Origin of the sequence: Pseudomonas sp. SLBN-26 (assembly GCF_006715895.1) — a bacterium.
Classification (GTDB): Bacteria; Pseudomonadota; Gammaproteobacteria; order Pseudomonadales; family Pseudomonadaceae; genus Metapseudomonas; species Metapseudomonas otitidis.
This window is the reverse complement of record NZ_VFOB01000001.1, coordinates 4,009,000-4,024,245: the sequence shown is the minus strand read 5'-3', so window position 1 is coordinate 4,024,245 and position 15,246 is coordinate 4,009,000. Positions and strand designations below refer to the sequence as shown.

At 68.8% G+C, this 15,246-nt stretch carries 16 protein-coding genes; 3 read left to right on the top strand and 13 right to left on the bottom strand.

The features are described 5' to 3' along the window. Positions 1 to 27 precede the first annotated feature (27 nt). The 6 genes from FBY21_RS18525 to FBY21_RS18500 form a co-directional block, all read right to left on the bottom strand. Positions 28 to 1,998 (bottom strand): dynamin-like GTPase family protein, encoded by a 1,971-nt coding sequence (locus FBY21_RS18525; RefSeq protein ID WP_044403599.1) that lies wholly within the window; start codon positions 1,996 to 1,998, stop codon positions 28 to 30. A gap of 172 nt (positions 1,999 to 2,170) precedes the next feature. Beyond that, positions 2,171 to 2,467 (bottom strand): DUF167 domain-containing protein, encoded by a 297-nt coding sequence (locus tag FBY21_RS18520; protein WP_142012827.1) that lies wholly within the window; start codon positions 2,465 to 2,467, stop codon positions 2,171 to 2,173. After that, positions 2,467 to 3,060: a YggT family protein gene (locus FBY21_RS18515; RefSeq protein WP_074967194.1), complete on the bottom strand. Its 594-nt coding sequence runs from the start codon at positions 3,058 to 3,060 to the stop codon at positions 2,467 to 2,469. The genes FBY21_RS18520 and FBY21_RS18515 overlap by 1 nt, the downstream gene beginning before the upstream one ends. A gap of 91 nt (positions 3,061 to 3,151) precedes the next feature. Next, the gene (locus FBY21_RS18510; RefSeq protein WP_142012825.1) at positions 3,152 to 4,339 is read right to left on the bottom strand and encodes a hypothetical protein; all 1,188 of its coding nucleotides are present in this window, start codon (positions 4,337 to 4,339) and stop codon (positions 3,152 to 3,154) included. 2 nt (positions 4,340 to 4,341) lie between these two features. Beyond that, positions 4,342 to 5,160 (bottom strand): pyrroline-5-carboxylate reductase, encoded by an 819-nt coding sequence (proC, locus tag FBY21_RS18505; RefSeq protein ID WP_142012822.1) that lies wholly within the window; start codon positions 5,158 to 5,160, stop codon positions 4,342 to 4,344. A 17-nt stretch (positions 5,161 to 5,177) separates the two neighbouring features. After that, complete coding sequence (locus tag FBY21_RS18500) at positions 5,178 to 5,870, bottom strand: YggS family pyridoxal phosphate-dependent enzyme (protein ID WP_142012820.1); 693 nt, start codon at positions 5,868 to 5,870, stop codon at positions 5,178 to 5,180. Between the two features lie 68 nt (positions 5,871 to 5,938). Between FBY21_RS18500 and pilT the strand changes: the two genes are divergently transcribed. After that, a complete protein-coding gene (gene pilT / locus FBY21_RS18495; protein ID WP_142012818.1) occupies positions 5,939 to 6,973 on the top strand; it encodes a type IV pilus twitching motility protein PilT in 1,035 nt (344 codons plus the stop codon). Positions 6,974 to 7,081: 108 nt separating this feature from the next. After that, positions 7,082 to 8,227 (top strand): PilT/PilU family type 4a pilus ATPase, encoded by a 1,146-nt coding sequence (locus FBY21_RS18490; protein WP_044403589.1) that lies wholly within the window; start codon positions 7,082 to 7,084, stop codon positions 8,225 to 8,227. Here the strand turns inward: FBY21_RS18490 and FBY21_RS30085 are convergent. Both FBY21_RS30085 and FBY21_RS18480 read right to left on the bottom strand, forming a co-directional pair. Beyond that, the gene (locus FBY21_RS30085) at positions 8,169 to 9,614 is read right to left on the bottom strand and encodes a TIGR03915 family putative DNA repair protein (RefSeq protein ID WP_142012812.1); all 1,446 of its coding nucleotides are present in this window, start codon (positions 9,612 to 9,614) and stop codon (positions 8,169 to 8,171) included. The genes FBY21_RS18490 and FBY21_RS30085 overlap by 59 nt on opposite strands. Beyond that, positions 9,614 to 10,825, bottom strand: a complete 1,212-nt coding sequence (locus FBY21_RS18480; RefSeq protein ID WP_044403585.1) for a putative DNA modification/repair radical SAM protein — start codon at positions 10,823 to 10,825, stop codon at positions 9,614 to 9,616. Before FBY21_RS18480 ends, FBY21_RS30085 begins: the two co-directional genes overlap by 1 nt. A gap of 106 nt (positions 10,826 to 10,931) precedes the next feature. Here FBY21_RS18480 and FBY21_RS18475 point away from each other — a divergent pair, with 106 nt between their 5' ends. After that, entirely contained in the window at positions 10,932 to 11,327 is a 396-nt protein-coding gene (locus tag FBY21_RS18475) for an NINE protein (RefSeq protein WP_142012809.1), read from the top strand. A 58-nt stretch (positions 11,328 to 11,385) separates the two neighbouring features. On the opposite strand, the gene FBY21_RS18470 is transcribed toward FBY21_RS18475, so the two are convergent. The 5 genes from FBY21_RS18470 to FBY21_RS18450 are packed head-to-tail and all read right to left on the bottom strand — an operon-like array spanning position 11,386 to position 15,221. After that, the gene (locus FBY21_RS18470; protein WP_142012807.1) at positions 11,386 to 12,657 is read right to left on the bottom strand and encodes a dihydroorotase; all 1,272 of its coding nucleotides are present in this window, start codon (positions 12,655 to 12,657) and stop codon (positions 11,386 to 11,388) included. Beyond that, positions 12,657 to 13,661 (bottom strand): aspartate carbamoyltransferase catalytic subunit, encoded by a 1,005-nt coding sequence (locus FBY21_RS18465; RefSeq protein ID WP_044403578.1) that lies wholly within the window; start codon positions 13,659 to 13,661, stop codon positions 12,657 to 12,659. Before FBY21_RS18465 ends, FBY21_RS18470 begins: the two co-directional genes overlap by 1 nt. Before the next feature lie 25 nt (positions 13,662 to 13,686). Then, on the bottom strand, positions 13,687 to 14,196 hold the full coding sequence (pyrR, locus tag FBY21_RS18460) for a bifunctional pyr operon transcriptional regulator/uracil phosphoribosyltransferase PyrR (protein ID WP_044403576.1): 510 nt from the start codon (positions 14,194 to 14,196) through the stop codon (positions 13,687 to 13,689). A 12-nt stretch (positions 14,197 to 14,208) separates the two neighbouring features. Beyond that, positions 14,209 to 14,652 (bottom strand): Holliday junction resolvase RuvX, encoded by a 444-nt coding sequence (ruvX, locus tag FBY21_RS18455; protein ID WP_044403573.1) that lies wholly within the window; start codon positions 14,650 to 14,652, stop codon positions 14,209 to 14,211. Next, complete coding sequence (locus FBY21_RS18450) at positions 14,652 to 15,221, bottom strand: YqgE/AlgH family protein (protein ID WP_142012805.1); 570 nt, start codon at positions 15,219 to 15,221, stop codon at positions 14,652 to 14,654. Before FBY21_RS18450 ends, ruvX begins: the two co-directional genes overlap by 1 nt. Positions 15,222 to 15,246: the final 25 nt, after the last annotated feature.

Below are 15,246 nucleotides of genomic sequence, written 5' to 3'. Positions count from 1 at the left end.
GGCTGCGCGTGCCGGGAGGGGGCTGGATCACTGCTGGCGGGCCACTCGCGGCAGGGTGACCACCTTGCCCTGGCGCTGGATCGGCGCCGGGCGGCGCAGGGCGCGGAGCATGTCGTTGGCCTGGCTGAGCTGGCGTTCCAGCTCGTCCACGTAGCGGGTCAGCTGGAGCACGCGCTGGCGGGCCTGCTGGGTGTCCTGGGCGAGGGCCTTGAGGCGCAGCATGTGGGTTTCCAGCAGCTGCTTGTGCTCCAGGGTGTTCTGCATCAGCGGCATCAGCGCTTCGGCGGCCCATTGAGCGACTTCCTGGCGCAGGCGCTGGTGCAGGCCGATCACTTCCTGCACCAGGGTGGAGAAGAAGCGCCGGGTCAGCAGGCGCTGCTCGGTGAGCAGGGTCTTCAGGTGCAGGCGGAACTGATCGCCCTTCTGCCGCAGTTGCCCCAGTTCGCGGTAGTAGCGGGTGAGGTCGAACTGTGGCGCGTCGACGCCCTGCAGCGGGCTTTCCTCGTTATGCCGGCGGTACAGCGCGGCGACCATGCGGTTGGCGGCGTCGGCCTCGTGGTCGAGGGCGTGCAGGTCGGTCTCCACGGCACGGAAGAAGTGCAGTATGGCCTGGTTGATGCCGACGGTGGTCCAGCTGCCGGTCAGGTCGCGGCGCACGCGCGCCAGGTGTTCCTCCAGGCGCTCGGGGCGCACGGCAGCGCGCAGCAGCTCGCCCTGGCGCTTGACCAGGCGTTGGTTGGTCTTCAGGCCCAGCAGCCGGCGATGGTGCCGGGCGTGGTCTTCCTTGGTGCGGGCGGTCAGCTCGAACAGCAGCTGGCCGTTGTCGTTCTGGTGGGTGCTGAGCAGCGCCTGCTGCTCGCGGACCTTCTCCAGGCGCAGGTTGAGCACGTGCTGGCTGTTCTGCAGCAGCGCCAGGACCTGGTTGACCACGCGGGTCTCCAGCAGGCGTTCCTTCTGGGCGACGATGCGCTCGCAGAGCAGGCGCTCAAGGTTGGCCATCTGGCTGCGGGCGAGCAGTTCGTCGTCCTTGCGCACCTTGGCCAGCAGGGCCTGCTTGGCCGAGAGCGGCAGTACGTCCTCGCGGCGGATGCCGAGCTGGCGGGCGGTGGCGTCCTGGATCTGGCGGATGGCGTTCTGCACGAAGGTCTCGCCGGCCAGGTCGTCCCAGAGCACGTCGATCTTGTTCAGCACGGCGAACAGGCTGGTCTGGGTGTCGTCGTCCAGCTGGCGGATGTGCTGCAGCCAGATGTCCATGTCGCTGGCGGTCACGCCGGTGTCGGCGGACAGCAGGAAGATCACCGCCTGGGCGGCGGGCAGCATGGACAGGGTGAGTTCGGGTTCGGCACCCAGGGCGTTCAGGCCGGGGGTGTCGAGGATGCGCAGGCCCTGGCGCAGCAGCGGGTGGTCGAAGTTGACCATGGCGTGGCGCCAGGCGGGTACCAGCACCATGCCGGGACGGCCGGCGGGTTCGAGGGTGTCGGGGTGGAAGCCGAGCTGGATGGCCTGTTCCACCGGCATCGGCTTGGTCTTGGCCACCTGGGTGAAGGCCTGGACCATGTTGTCCGGGTCGCTGGTGTCCAGGGGGATGTTCACCCAGTGGCGGGGGATGCGCTTGAACTGGGCGACGCTGGCCGAGGCGGTGCGGGTCTCGATGGGCAGCAGGCGGATGTAGGGACGTTCCGAGCGCGGGTCGTGGAACAGCTCGGTGGGGCACATGGTGGTGCGCCCGGCCTGGGACGGCAGCATGCGCTGGCCGTACTCGGAGAAGAACAGGCTGTTGATCAGCTCGGTCTTTCCGCGGGAGAACTCGCCGACGAAGGCCAGGGTGATGTGATCGGTGCGCAGCAGGCGCAGGGCGCGCTCGAGCTTGTCCTGCACGGCGGCGGTGCTCAGGCGGCTGTGTTCCAGCCAGCTGCGGTAGCGGGTGATTTCCCGCATCAGCTCGCGCTTCCAGGCGACGTAGGCGTCCACCTGCTGACTCAGTCGTTCCATGCTCATCCTGGCTCTCCTTCCGCTCACGCGTCCTGCGTTCAGAAACTAAGGGGGGAACTCGACAACGATGGTACGGCCGTCTCGACAGCGGGCCGATGCCTGGGCGGGCGTTCGGCAATTATCCGCCGTCCCGGCTGGCCGTCAATCGAGCGGCTTCACAGTCCCGCCTTAAGGTCTGTCAGGGTTGCCGAGCGGTCAGGCCGGGCAGCGCCGGCAGGGTGCGCGGGGTGCGGATGCGCACGCGCTTCTGGCGGTTAAGCTCGCCGCCTTCCAGGCTCACCTGGCTCTTGGCGACGCCGAAGGCGTCGGCGAGGAAGGCCATCAGGTGGGCATTGGCCCGGCCTTCGACGGGCGGCGCGGTGAGGCGGATCTTCAGGCGATCCCCGTGCAGCCCGGCGAACTCGTCGCGGCTCGCCTTGGGCTGCAGGTGGCAGGCGAGGATCAGGTCCTCGCCGTCCCAGCGGAACCAGCTCATCAGAGGAAGGGGCTGAGCTGCGGCGGCATCTGGGTCATGGCGGCCAGGCCGCCGATGACGAAGCGATCCAGCAGGTTCAGCGCGATGAAGGCGAAGATCGGCGAAATATCCAGCCCGCCCAGGTTCGGCAGCAGCTTGCGGAAGGGGGCCAGCAGCGGCTCGCAGATCTGGTTCACCAGCTGGGCGCCGGGGTTGTAGCTGCCCGGGGAGACCCAGGAGAGGATCACGCTGATGATCATGGCGAAGAAGAACACCTTGAGGAACAGCGAGGTGATGCTGATCACCGACCACACCAGCAGCTGCGGCAGCGCGCCCAGGGGGTTGGCGCCCATCAGCAGCACCACCACGATCATCAGCAGCCATTGCAGCAGCACGGCCAGCACCAGGGAGGCCAGGTCGAGCCCGCCGAGGCCGGGGATGACCTTGCGCAGCGGGTTCAGCAGGGGCTTGGTGGCCCGCACCACGAACTGGCTGAGGGGGTTGTAGAAGTCGGCCCGTACCAGCTGCAGGATGAAGCGCAGCAGTACGACCAGCAGGTAGAGGCTGCCAAGGGTCTGGATCACATAGATCGCGGCGGAGGCGAGTCCGGTCATTGGGCGTTCCTTGTGGAGGTGGGCGCACGGCCAGCGGGGGTGCCGGCGATGCGGGCTACTTTATCGGGATTCCCGGTTCGCATGGAGGGTGTCACTGCCCGGCCATCAGGTCCGGTCCGTTACAGCGCGTGTCCTCATGGTCGCCGAGGGTCATCAGGGTGAAACCGTCGGGGCGCTGGAGGATGGTGGCGTAGGCATAGGCCAGGTCGTGCAGGTCCTTCTTGCTGTCGTACAGCTGGATCTCCACCTGGAAGCGGCCGGCGTCCTTGCAGGCACGTACCGGGCCGTAGAGCAGGGTGATGCCGGGCTCAGCGCGCTGCGCCTTGAGCTGTTCGCGGGCGCTCAGGTTCTGCTGGCGCTGTTCCGGGGCGCTCCAGTCGCCGGCCAGCGCATCGTCCACCATCAGCCATTCGTCGACGAAGCCCCGGCCGTTGCTGGCGGCCGGCTGGATGCGCTGCAGGGCGTCGCCATCCAGGCGGTAGCGGTAGATGCCGGCGCGGGTCATGCGGTCGGCGTCCAGGCTGCCCACTTCGGCGCGTAGCTCGAAGCCGTCGGGCCGGGCCTTCAGGCGTGGCTCGGTTTCGTCGCGCACGTAGCCCTGCTGCAGGTGGTGCAGGGTGCGCTGGGCGGTCTCGCCATTGCGCGGCTGCACCACATCCACGGCCAAGCGGCTCCAGCGCGAGGTGCACCAGGGGGTGCCGTGGGCGATGACGAACTGCCCGCCGGCCAGGCGCACGTATTGGTAGAAGTCGCCGTAGGCGTCGGAGAGTTCCTTCAGCGGCGGGCTGCGCCATTCCAGGGTGCGTACCCAGCGATCGCCTTCCCGGGCATAGCCGAGCAGCAGGATGTCGCCGCCGCAGGGGATGGAGGTGGCGGCTTGGACCACCACCATCGGCGGCAGCCCCGGCTCGTCGTGACGCGCCACGGCATAGGGGCTCACCGAGGTTTCCTCGCCTTCCGGCGCCGGCTGGGCGGGCATCAGCTCGCGGGCCATTTCCTGCTGCAGGGCGTCGGCATCGAGGTCGGCACCGCTGCACGCCAGGCGCGCATCCAGGGCGCGGGTGATGGCGTCCTTGTGGGCCTCCACGGCGGTGGCGATGGCCGGGGAAACGTCGGTGGGCAGCTCTTCGTCCTGCCCGTCCAGGCCGGCCTGGACCTGCTCGAAGGCGGTGCGGGTGGCCTGGGCCAGGTCGGGTTGCAGGGCGCAGGTGTCCGCCAGCGCTGGCAGGCCCAGCGAGAGCAGCAGGGGCGCCAGTGACCAGGCGACTGAGCGCGGCATGCTCATTGCCCGAGCTGGTCGGCCAGTTCGGCGGAACGGCGGTCGGCGGCACCCAGGGCCTGCTCCACCAGGGATTCGAAGCCATTGCCCTGGAAGGATTTGATGGCCGCCTCGGTGGTGCCGTTGGGGGAGGTGACGCGGCGGCGCAGCTCGGCCGGGCCGACATCGCTGCCCACGGCCATGCGTGCGGCGCCCAGGGCGGTCTGCAGGGTCAGCCGGGCGGCCACCTCGGGGCTCAGGCCCAGCTTCTCGCCGGCGGCGGTCATGGCTTCCATCAGCAGGAAGAAGTAGGCCGGGCCGCTGCCGGAGACGGCGGTGACGGCGTCGATCTGCTTCTCCTCGTCGAGCCACAGGGCGATGCCCACGGCTTGCAGCAGTTGTTCGGCCTGGCGGCGCTGATCGTCGCTGACGGCGGCGGTGGCGTACAGGCCGCTGGCGCCCTCGCCCAGCAGGGCCGGGGTGTTGGGCATGCAGCGCACGATGGAGTCGACGCCCAGCCAGCGGGCCAGGCTGGCGCAGGGGATGCCGGCGGCGATGGACACGATCAGCTGGCCAGCGGACAGGCTCGGGGCCAGCGCTTCGCACACGGCCTTCATGACCTGGGGCTTGGTGGCCAGGACCACCACATCGGCGCCGCGCACGGCGTCGGCGTTGTTCTCGGCCACCTCGATGCCGTGCTCGGCGGCGATGCGGGCGCGCTGCTCGGCGCCGGGGTCGCTGGCGCGGATGTGGTCGGCTGGAACGCCCTGGGCGCGCAGGCCACCGATCAGGCTGGCGGCCATGTTGCCGGCGCCGATGAATGCAATGCGGGGAGTGCTCATGTCGTGTTCCTTCCTTATTAAGGTGCCGGCTGCCCGTAGTCGCGGGCGCCGAACAGGGCGGTGCCGATACGCACCCAGGTGGCGCCTTCGGCGATCGCCGCTTCGAGGTCGTGGCTCATGCCCATGGACAGGGTGTCGAGGGCGAGGCCCAGGTCGGTCATCAACTGGCGCAGGCGGGCGAAGGCAGCGTGCTGGGCTGCGACGTCGTCGGTGGGCTCGGGAATCGCCATCAGCCCGCGCAGGCGCAGGTTCGGCAGGCCGGCCACGGCCTTGGCCAGCGCCGGGAGGTCTTCCGGTGCGCAGCCCGACTTGCTGGCTTCGCCGCTGACGTTGACCTGCAGGCAGATGTTCAGCGGCGCCAGGTGGGTGGGGCGCTGGGCGGAAAGGCGCTCGGCGATCTTCAGCCGGTCCACCGAGTGCACCCAGTGGAAGTGCTCGGCGATGGGCTTGGTCTTGTTCGACTGGATCGGGCCGATGAAATGCCAGGTCAGCGGCAGGTCGGTGAGTTCGGCCTGCTTGGCCAGCGCTTCCTGGAGGTAGTTCTCGCCGAAATCGGCCACGCCCTCGGCGTGGGCCTCGCGAATGGCGTCGGCGGGTTTGGTCTTGCTCACGGCCAGCAGGCCGATGGTGGATGAATCCCTTCCAGAGGCTTGCGCCGCCTCACGGATACGCGCGCGAACCTTTGCAATATTCTTTGCTATCGTGGACATTACCTGCGCTCTACAGCCCGGCCTGAGTGGGTCTGCGGCATTCTAACCGCTTGGAATTGGGGAGTCCCATGGATATTACTGAGCTGCTTGCGTTCAGCGCCAAGCAGGGCGCTTCGGACCTGCATCTCTCGGCCGGGCTGCCGCCCATGATCCGCGTCGACGGCGATGTTCGCCGTATCAACCTGCCCCCCCTGGACCACAAGCAGGTGCACGCGCTGATCTACGACATCATGAACGACAAGCAGCGCAAGGATTACGAGGAATTCCTCGAAACCGACTTCTCGTTCGAGGTGCCCGGCGTGGCCCGCTTCCGGGTCAACGCCTTCAACCAGAACCGCGGCGCCGGCGCCGTGTTCCGGACCATTCCCTCCAAGGTGCTGTCCATGGAGGACCTGGGCATGGGCGAGATCTTCAAGAAGATCTCCGACGTGCCGCGCGGCCTGGTGCTGGTCACCGGCCCCACCGGTTCGGGCAAGTCCACCACCCTGGCGGCGATGCTCGACTACCTCAACGGCACCAAGTACCACCACATCCTGACCGTGGAAGACCCCATCGAATTCGTCCACGAGTCGAAGAAGTGCCTGATCAACCAGCGTGAGGTGCACCGCGACACCCTCGGCTTCAACGAGGCGCTGCGCTCGGCCCTGCGGGAAGACCCGGACATCATCCTGGTGGGTGAGATGCGCGACCTGGAGACCATCCGCCTGGCGCTGACCGCCGCGGAAACCGGTCACCTGGTATTCGGCACCCTGCACACCACCTCCGCCGCCAAGACCATCGACCGGGTGGTCGACGTGTTCCCGGCCGAGGAAAAATCCATGGTGCGCTCCATGCTCTCCGAATCCCTGCAGGCGGTCATTTCCCAGACCCTGCTGAAGAAGATCGGCGGCGGCCGGGTGGCGGCCCACGAGATCATGATCGGCACCCCCGCCATCCGTAACCTGATCCGCGAGGACAAGGTGGCGCAGATGTATTCCGCCATCCAGACCGGCGGCGCCCTGGGCATGCAGACCCTGGACAGCTGCCTGAAGGGCCTGGTGGCCAAGGGCCTGGTCAGCCGCGAAAGCGCGCGCGAAAAGGCCAAGACGCCGGAAAACTTCTAGACCCGACAGGGCGCCCCGGCAGGCGCCCTGTCTGCTTGAACGGGGCGGCTGCCCGAACTGGCCTGTACGCGAGCGAACAGGTCGGCCATCCACATTGCGAGAAAGACCATGGAATTCGAGAAACTGTTGCGCCTGATGGTCGAGAAGGGCGGTTCGGACCTGTTCATCACGGCCGGTGTGCCGCCGTCGATGAAGGTCAACGGCAAGGTCATGCCGGTCACCAAGAACCCCATGTCGCCGGAGCAGACCCGGGAAACCGTGCTGGGGGTGATGAACGAGCAGCAGCGCCGCGACTTCGCCGAGAACCACGAGTGCAACTTCGCCATCAGCGCCCGGGGCATCGGCCGTTTCCGCGTCAGCGCCTTCTACCAGCGCAACCTGGTGGGCATGGTGCTGCGCCGCATCGAGACCAACATCCCCACCCTGGAGCAGCTCAAGCTGCCCGAGGTGCTGAAGAAGCTGGCCATGACCAAGCGCGGCCTGGTGCTCTTCGTCGGCGCCACCGGCACCGGCAAGTCCACGTCCCTGGCGGCGATGATCGGCTACCGCAACAAGAACAGCTCCGGCCACATCATCTCCATCGAAGACCCCATCGAGTACATCCACCAGCACCAGGGCTGCATCGTCACCCAGCGTGAAGTGGGGATCGACACCGAATCCTTCGAAGTGGCCCTGAAGAACACCCTGCGCCAGGCGCCGGACGTGATCCTCATCGGTGAAGTGCGGACCCGCGAGACCATGGACCACGCCGTGGCCTTCGCCGAAACCGGCCACCTGTGCCTGGCCACCCTGCACGCCAACAACGCCAACCAGGCGCTGGACCGGATCATCAACTTCTTCCCCGCCGATCGTCAGCAGCAGGTGTGGATGGACCTGTCCCTCAACCTCAAGGCCATCGTCGCCCAGCAACTGGTGCCGACCCCGGATGGCAAGGGGCGCCGCGCGGTGATCGAGGTGCTGATCAACACCCCGCTGGTGGCCGACCTGATCCGCAAGGGCGAGGTCCACGAGCTCAAGCCGTTGATGAAGCGCTCCACCGAGCAGGGCATGCAGACCTTCGACCAGGCGCTGTACAACCTCTACTCCCAGGGCGAGATCACCTACGAAGACGCCCTGCTCTACGCCGACTCGGCGAACGACCTGCGCCTGATGATCAAGCTCGGTTCCGAGACCGACGGCGAACACCTGACCAGCATCAGTGGCGGGCTGTCCCTGGAAGTCTCGGAAGACGATCCGGGCCGTCGCTTCCGCTGAGTGGCGCCAGCCACTGCGCCGCCTGGCGCGCCAAGGCCTCCAGTGTGTCGCTCCCAGCAGGCCAGGGAGCCGCGATCCAGGCGCCGAAAGGCGCCTGGTTCGTTTCCAGCACCTCGCCACCGTGTTCCGCCAGGTGCGGTGGAATGAAACCGCGCAAGGCCGCGCGAGCGCCGTCGCCCAGGGCGATCACCAGTCGCGGCCGGACCTGTTGCAGTTCCGCCTCCAGCCAGGGGGCACAGGCCGTCAGTTCGGCTTCCGTCACCGGCAGCGCCTCGCGCTCGCTGCGCAGCCCCTGGCTGTGCCAGGCGAAGTGCTTCACGGCGTGGGTGAAGTACAGGCGTTCGCGGGCCAGCCCGGCGTTGGCCAGGGCTTCGCGCAGGCGGATGCCGGCGGGGTCGCTGAAGGGCTGTCCGCTCAGGTCGTCCTGATCGGAAGGCTGGCTGCCGAGCACCATCACATCGGCGGTTTCCGGGCCCTGTCCGGCCACGGCGCAGGTCGCGGCGTGCCAGCGCGGGCAGGCCTGGCAGCGTTCCAGGGCCGAGGTGGCCTCGCGCACCGGCTGGGCTTTCAGCGGGCTGATCAGCACTGCCTTGCCGTCCTGGGCGCCGACTGCCGGTGCCTGGGCCAGGCGCTGCTGGCCGGTGCGGGCCGCGCTGACCAGGGCGGGGATCAGCGGCCCTTCCGGCAGGTGGCGCCAGAAGCGTGCGGGCATGTGGCCGCGCATCACCTTCGGGTTGAGCCGGGCCGGGTTGAAGGTGCTGCGGTAGTAGGCCTGCCACAGCGATTGATCCGGGTCGTCGCGCTCCTCGATGGCGGCCTGCAGGCCGGGTGGCCCCGGGGGCAGGTAGGCCAGGCGCTCGCCGTTGAAACAGGCCACGCCGTCGGGCGTTGCGATCAGCCAGCTGTGCCACCCCATGCGTGGGACGAAATGTTCGGCGGCGAGGTCGAGCACCTCGTGTGCCGGTTCGATCCAGGCCAGGTAGTCCGGCTCGCCGCGTTGGGCCTGGCCCGGGCGGAAGCGCAGGAAGGCGTGGAGGTGGTGGGCTTCCCGCCGCACGGCCTTGAGCCGCCGGTGCAGCTCGGCGCCGTCGCGGTCGCCCGGCAGCATGGCGCTGCGGTCACCCTGGGCAGCCCGCCAGAGCACCCGGTAGAGCAGGCCCCAGCGGTCCTGCTGGCGGAAGCGTGCGGCCTGGGCCAGCAATTCCGGCAGTTCGCGAGGAATGCGCACTGTGCCGCCTGGTGCTTCCGCCGGGGCGGGGTTGAGGCTGTCGAACAGGCCGGCATCCGGCGTCCAGTCCACCTGGTGCGGGGCGATCCCGGCCTGCAGCAGGCGCCGGGCCTCGCTGCGCCAGCCTTCGAAGCTGCCGTCGAAGCGGGGCCGGTGCATCACCAGAGCGCCATCTGTGCCGGGGCGTCGCCGAGCTGGCGGCGCAGGGCGGTGGATTCGAGGTCGGCCAGCCGGGGCCTGTAGTCCTGGGTGATGATGAACGGCCGGGCCTTGTCCATGGCACAGCGCAGGCGCACCACGTCCTGGTAGCGGATGCGCCGCTCGCGGCGCAGGTCCGCCAGGCGCCGGGCGCTGAGCACGCCGATGCCGGGCACGCGGGCGATCATCGCCGGCTCGGCGCGGTTGAGGTCGAGGGGGAACTGTTCGCGGTTGGCCAGCGCCCAGGCCAGCTTGGGGTCGATGTCCAGGGGTAGGTTGCCGGGGCTGCTGATCAGCTCTTCGACGCGGAAGCCATAGCCACGCAGGAGGAAGTCGGCCTGGTACAGGCGGTGTTCGCGCATGAGCGGTGGCGGCTCGGCCGGCAGCCCGCCGGGGGCGCTGGGGATGGGGCTGAAGGCGGAGTAGTAGACGCGCTTGAGCCGGTAGGCGCTGTAGAGCGATTGGGCGGTGCCGAGGATGGTGCGGTCGTCGGTGGCGTCGGCGCCGACGATCATCTGGGTGCTCTGCCCGGCCGGGGCGAAGGCGGGTCCACGCCGTTCCTCCTGCGCTTCCTCCACGCCCAGGCGGATGCGACCCATGGCGCGCCGGATCGGCGCCACACGCTTCTCCGGCGCCAAGCGCACCAGCCCGGATTCGGTGGGCAGCTCGATGTTCACGCTCAGGCGGTCGGCGTACAGGCCGGCTTCGGCGATCAGCTCAGGGCTAGCGTCGGGGATGGTCTTCAGGTGGATGTAGCCGCGGAAGTGGTGTTCTTCCCGCAGCAGCCGGGCCACACGCACCAGCTGCTCCATGGTGTAGTCCGCGGAGCGGATGATCCCGGAGCTGAGGAACAGCCCGCTGATGCAGTTGCGCCGGTAGAAGTCGAGGGTCAGCCGCACCACTTCTTCCGGGGTGAAGCGGGCGCGCGGCACATCGCTGGAGCGGCGGTTGACGCAGTACTGGCAGTCGTAGATGCAGAAGTTGGTGAGCAGGATCTTCAGCAGGGCCACGCAGCGGCCATCGGGGGTGAAACTGTGGCAGATGCCCATGCCGTTGGTGGAGCCGATGCCGGCCTTGCCGGTGGAGCCACGCTTGGGTGCGCCGCTGCTGGCGCAGGACACGTCGTACTTGGCGGCGTCGGCCAGCACGGTTAGCTTGTCGATCAGTTCCATGGTCGGATTCTGAAATTAACTGTACGTGCATACAGTATTTCGGCGACCGGAACCTGTGCAAGTCCGTCGACGACCTTCGGTCGCCGGCCCGTCATCAGGAGATCACATGCAACGCCCGGATACCCACAGCACCCTGATCGGCTACCTCCTGTGGATCTTCGGATTCCTCGGGGCGCACCGCTTCTACTACGGCCGGCCGGTGACCGGCACCCTGTGGTTCTTTACCCTGGGGCTGTTCTTCATCGGCTGGATCATCGACCTGTTCCTGATCCCGTCCATGGAGCGCGAGGCCGCCCTGCGCTTCAACGCGGGCTCCTACGACTACACGGTGGCCTGGCTGCTGCTGACCTTCCTCGGTGTGTTCGGTGTGCACCGCATGTACCAGGGCAAATGGATCACCGGCATCCTCTATTTCTTCACCGGTGGGTTCTTCCTGCTGGGCGTGCTCTACGACTTCTGGACCTTGAACACGCAAATCTCGGTGCTCAACGCCCAGCGTTGAGCCGGAAAGCAAAAGGGGTCGTCGATGACGGCCCCTTTCGTTTGCAGCGGTTTCAGCTTCAGCCCTGGAAGGTCAGGTGGCCGTCCATGAAGGTGTAGCGCACGCGCCCGGGCAGCGAGTCGCCGATGAACGGGCAGTTGCGCCCGCGCGAGTGCCAGGCTTCGCCGGCCTGGGTGCGGCCCTTCGGGTCGAACAGCACCAGGTCTGCCGGGGCACCGACCGCCACGCGGCCAGCCGGCAAGCGCAGGGCGCGGGCCGGGCCGGCGGTGAGGCGGGCGAGCAGGGTGGGCAGGTCCAGCAGGCCGTCTTCCACCAGGCTCATGGCCAGCGGCAGCAGCAGTTCGACGCTGCTGATGCCGGGCTCGGTGGCGGCGAAGGGCGCCAGCTTGGCGTCGGCTTCGTGGGGCTGGTGGTGGCTGGCGATGGCGCCGATCACGCCGCTCTTCACCGCCTGGCGCAGGCCTTCGCGGTCCGCCTGGCTGCGCAGCGGCGGCTGCACGTGGTAGAGGCTGGAGAAGCCGGTGAGGGCGTCGTCGGTCAGCAGCAGCTGGTACATGGCGACATCGGCGGTGACCGGCAGGCCGCGGGCCTGGGCCTCGGCGACCATTTCGGCACCACGGGCGCTGGTGATCTGGCTGAAGTGCGCGCGCACGCCGCTCTGCTCCACCAGCAGCAGGTCACGGGCCAGGGCCACGGTCTCGGCGCTCTCGGGGATCCCGGCCAGGCCGAGGAAGCCGGCGGTGGCGCCTTCGTGGGCGAGGCCGCCTTCCGCCAGGTCGGCGTCCTGGGGCTGCAGCACCAGGGTCAGGTCGAAGGTGGCGGCGTACTCCATGGCGCGGCGCAGGGTGCGGCTGCTGCTCATGGGCGCCAGGCCGTTGCCGAAGGCGACGCAGCCGGTGTCACGCAGGGCGACCAGCTCGGCCAGCTGCTCGCCGGCGAGGTTGCGGGTGAGGGCGCCGATGGGGAAGACCTTGGCGTGGCCAGCTTCGCGGGCGCGGTCGAGGATCAGTTCGGCCACGGCGGGTGTGTCCAGCACCGGGCGGGTCAGCGGCGGGCAGCACAGGCTGGTCACGCCACCGGCGGCGGCGGCGCGGGTCTCGCTGTCGACGTTGCCCTTGCGGCTGTAGCCGGGCTCGCGCAGGGCGGCGTTGAGGTCCACCAGGCCGGGAGCGGCCACCAGGCCCTGGGCGTCGATGCGGGTCTCGGCCTCGAAGCCGACCGGTGCCTGGCCGATGGCGGTGACCTTGCCGGCCTGGAGGAACAGGTCGGTGACCTGGTCGGTGCCGCTGGCGGGGTCGATGAGGCGGGCGCCGATGATGTGGGTACGCATCAGTTCTGCACCTCGGCTTCCTGATTGATCTGGCGTTGGGTGTTCTGGCCGCTCATGGCCATGGAGAGCACGGCCATGCGGATGGCGATGCCATAGGTGACCTGGTTGAGGATCACCGAGTGGCTGCCGTCGGCGACGGCGGACTCGATCTCCACGCCACGGTTGATCGGCCCCGGGTGCATGACGATGGCGTCGGGCTTGGCCAGCTTGAGGCGCTGGGTGGTCAGCCCGTAAAGGCGGTAGAACTCGCCTTCGCTGGGCAGCAGGCCGCCCTGCATGCGCTCGCGCTGCAGGCGCAGCATGATCACCACGTCCACGTCCTTGAGCCCTTCGGCCAGGTCGGTGTGGACGCTGACGCCGTACTGCTCGATGCCGATGGGCAGCAGGGTGCGCGGCGCGATCACGCGGATGTCCGGGCAGCCCAGGGCCTTGAGGGCGAGCATGTCGGAGCGGGCGACGCGCGAGTGCAGGATGTCGCCGACGATGGCCACCGAGAGGTTCTCGAAGCTGCCTTTGTGGCGGCGGATGGTGAGCATGTCGAGCATGCCCTGGGTCGGGTGTGCGTGGCGCCCGTCGCCGCCGTTGATGATGGCGACGTCAGGGCAGACGTGCTCGGCGATGAAGTGGGCGGCGCCGGAGTCGGCATGGCGGACCACGAACATGTCGGCCGCCATGGCCTCCAGGTTGCGCAGGGTGTCGAACAGCGTCTCGCCCTTGCTGGTGGAGGAGGTGGAGACGTTCAGGCTGATGACGTCGGCGGAGAGGCGCTGGGCCGCCAGCTCGAAGGTGGTGCGGGTGCGCGTGGAGTTCTCGAAGAACACGTTGCACACCGTCTTGCCGCGCAACAGGGGCACCTTCTTGACGGCGCGGGCGCCGACTTCGAGGAAGGAGTCGGCGGTGTCGAGGATTTCGGTCAGCAGCTCACGGGGCAGGCCGTCGAGCGAGAGGAAGTGGCGCAGCTGGCCCTGGTCGTTGAGCTGCAGCGGGCGCTTGGCGTTCGGCATGGGGCGGGCCCTGGGGGTCGGGTTTTCAGGAGGCGGCGAGGACCTGGCGCTCGAGTGCGAGCGGCGCGGGGCCGAGCAATTTTACCCGCTCGTGGGTGGCCAGGGACAGGGTGGCGCCGACCACGTCGGGGCGGATCGGCAGCTCCCGGGCGTTGAGGTCCAGCAGGCAGACCAGGGTCACGCTGGCCGGGCGGCCATAGTCGAACAGCTCGTTGAGGGCGGCGCGCACGGTGCGCCCGCTCATGAGCACGTCATCGATCAGCACCAGGTGCTGGCCTTCGATCTCGAAGGGCAGTTCGGAGGGCTGCACCTGGGGATGCAGGCCGTTCTGGGTGAAGTCGTCGCGGTAGAAGGAAACGTCGAGCACGCCCATGGCGTCGTCGCGGCCCAGGGCTTCCATCAGGGCCTGGGCGACCCAGACGCCGCCGGTGCGGATGCCGATGAAGCGCGGTGTGTCGATGTGCCGGGCCGCCAGGTGGTCGGTCAGGGCGCGGGCCATCTGCGGCAGCAGTTCGGCCGGGTTGGGCAATGTCATGGGCGTTCCTCGCTAGTCGTGTCCGGGGTGCTCGGCCAGCCAGCCTTCCAGCAGCAGGGCGGCGGCCAGGGCGTCCACCGGGCGTTCGCGGTAGCCGCCGCGCTGGCCCTGCGCCAGGCGGTGGCCCTTGGCTTCGAAGGTGGTCAGGCGTTCGTCGTGGGTGAAGACGGGCAGGTTGAAGCGGCCATTGAGGCGCCGGCCGAATTTCTCGGCGCGTTCGCTCATCTCGCTGGGGGTGCCGTCCATGTTCAGCGGCAGGCCGACGACGATGGCGTCGGGCTGCCACTCCTTGATCAGGGCCTCGACCTTCTGCCAGTCGGGTACGCCGTTCTGTGCCTTGAGCACGCACAGTTCGCGGGCCTGGCCGGTGACGGCCTGGCCGACGGCGACGCCGATCTGGCGGGTGCCGTAGTCGAAGCCGAGGAGCAGCCGGGGCGCGGTTGTCGGGCCGGCCATCAGGCGTGCCCGGCCTGGCTGGTGAGCAGGTTGAGGTTGACCCCCAGCCGTGCAGCGGCAGCGGCGAGGCGCTGGTCGCTGGGGGTGTCGAAGAGGATGGTCGGGTCGGCGGGGCAGGTGAGCCAGGCGTTTTCGGCCAGCTCGGCCTCCAGTTGCCCGGCCTGCCAGCCGGCATAGCCGAGGGCGATGAGGCTCTTCTGCGGGCCGCTGCCGTCGGCGATGGCGAACAGCACGTCCTGGGAGGTGGACAGCGCCAGGTCGCCCAGGTCCAGGGTGGCCTGGTACTGCGGGCCGCTGGGGTGCAGGACGAAGCCGCGGTCCGTCTGCACGGGGCCGCCGGCGTAGATGGGCAGGTTCTGGCAGTGGGCGGGGGCGGTGTCGTCGGGGCGCAGTTGTTCGAGCACGTCACCGAGGTTGAGGCCGTTGGGGCGGTTGATCACCAGCCCCATGGCGCCCTGGTCGTTGTGTTCGACCAGGTAGGTGACGGTCTGCGCGAAGTTGGGATCGTCCATGTGCGGCATGGCGATCAGGAAGTGGTGCTTGAGGTAGCTGGGCGCGGTGCTTTTCATGGGCGCTAGTGTCGATCTTCGCGCC

Excerpts from the sequence above, each read along its gene's own strand:
- ruvX (WP_044403573.1), bottom strand. The coding sequence starts at position 14,652 with ATGGCCGGCCCGACAACCGCGCCCCGGCTGCTCCTCGGCTTCGACTAC.
- FBY21_RS18480 (WP_044403585.1), bottom strand. The coding sequence starts at position 10,825 with ATGGAACTGATCGACAAGCTAACCGTGCTGGCCGACGCCGCCAAGTAC.
- FBY21_RS18520 (WP_142012827.1), bottom strand. The coding sequence starts at position 2,467 with ATGAGCTGGTTCCGCTGGGACGGCGAGGACCTGATCCTCGCCTGCCAC.
- FBY21_RS18470 (WP_142012807.1), bottom strand. The coding sequence starts at position 12,657 with ATGCGTACCCACATCATCGGCGCCCGCCTCATCGACCCCGCCAGCGGC.
- FBY21_RS18490 (WP_044403589.1), top strand. The coding sequence starts at position 7,082 with ATGGAATTCGAGAAACTGTTGCGCCTGATGGTCGAGAAGGGCGGTTCG.
- FBY21_RS30085 (WP_142012812.1), bottom strand. The coding sequence starts at position 9,614 with ATGCACCGGCCCCGCTTCGACGGCAGCTTCGAAGGCTGGCGCAGCGAG.
- FBY21_RS18525 (WP_044403599.1), bottom strand. The coding sequence starts at position 1,998 with ATGAGCATGGAACGACTGAGTCAGCAGGTGGACGCCTACGTCGCCTGG.
- FBY21_RS18465 (WP_044403578.1), bottom strand. The coding sequence starts at position 13,661 with ATGCCGAACGCCAAGCGCCCGCTGCAGCTCAACGACCAGGGCCAGCTG.
- proC (WP_142012822.1), bottom strand. The coding sequence starts at position 5,160 with ATGAGCACTCCCCGCATTGCATTCATCGGCGCCGGCAACATGGCCGCC.
- FBY21_RS18515 (WP_074967194.1), bottom strand. The coding sequence starts at position 3,060 with ATGACCGGACTCGCCTCCGCCGCGATCTATGTGATCCAGACCCTTGGC.
- FBY21_RS18475 (WP_142012809.1), top strand. The coding sequence starts at position 10,932 with ATGCAACGCCCGGATACCCACAGCACCCTGATCGGCTACCTCCTGTGG.
- FBY21_RS18500 (WP_142012820.1), bottom strand. The coding sequence starts at position 5,870 with ATGTCCACGATAGCAAAGAATATTGCAAAGGTTCGCGCGCGTATCCGT.
- FBY21_RS18510 (WP_142012825.1), bottom strand. The coding sequence starts at position 4,339 with ATGCCGCGCTCAGTCGCCTGGTCACTGGCGCCCCTGCTGCTCTCGCTG.
- FBY21_RS18450 (WP_142012805.1), bottom strand. The coding sequence starts at position 15,221 with ATGAAAAGCACCGCGCCCAGCTACCTCAAGCACCACTTCCTGATCGCC.
- pilT (WP_142012818.1), top strand. The coding sequence starts at position 5,939 with ATGGATATTACTGAGCTGCTTGCGTTCAGCGCCAAGCAGGGCGCTTCG.
- pyrR (WP_044403576.1), bottom strand. The coding sequence starts at position 14,196 with ATGACATTGCCCAACCCGGCCGAACTGCTGCCGCAGATGGCCCGCGCC.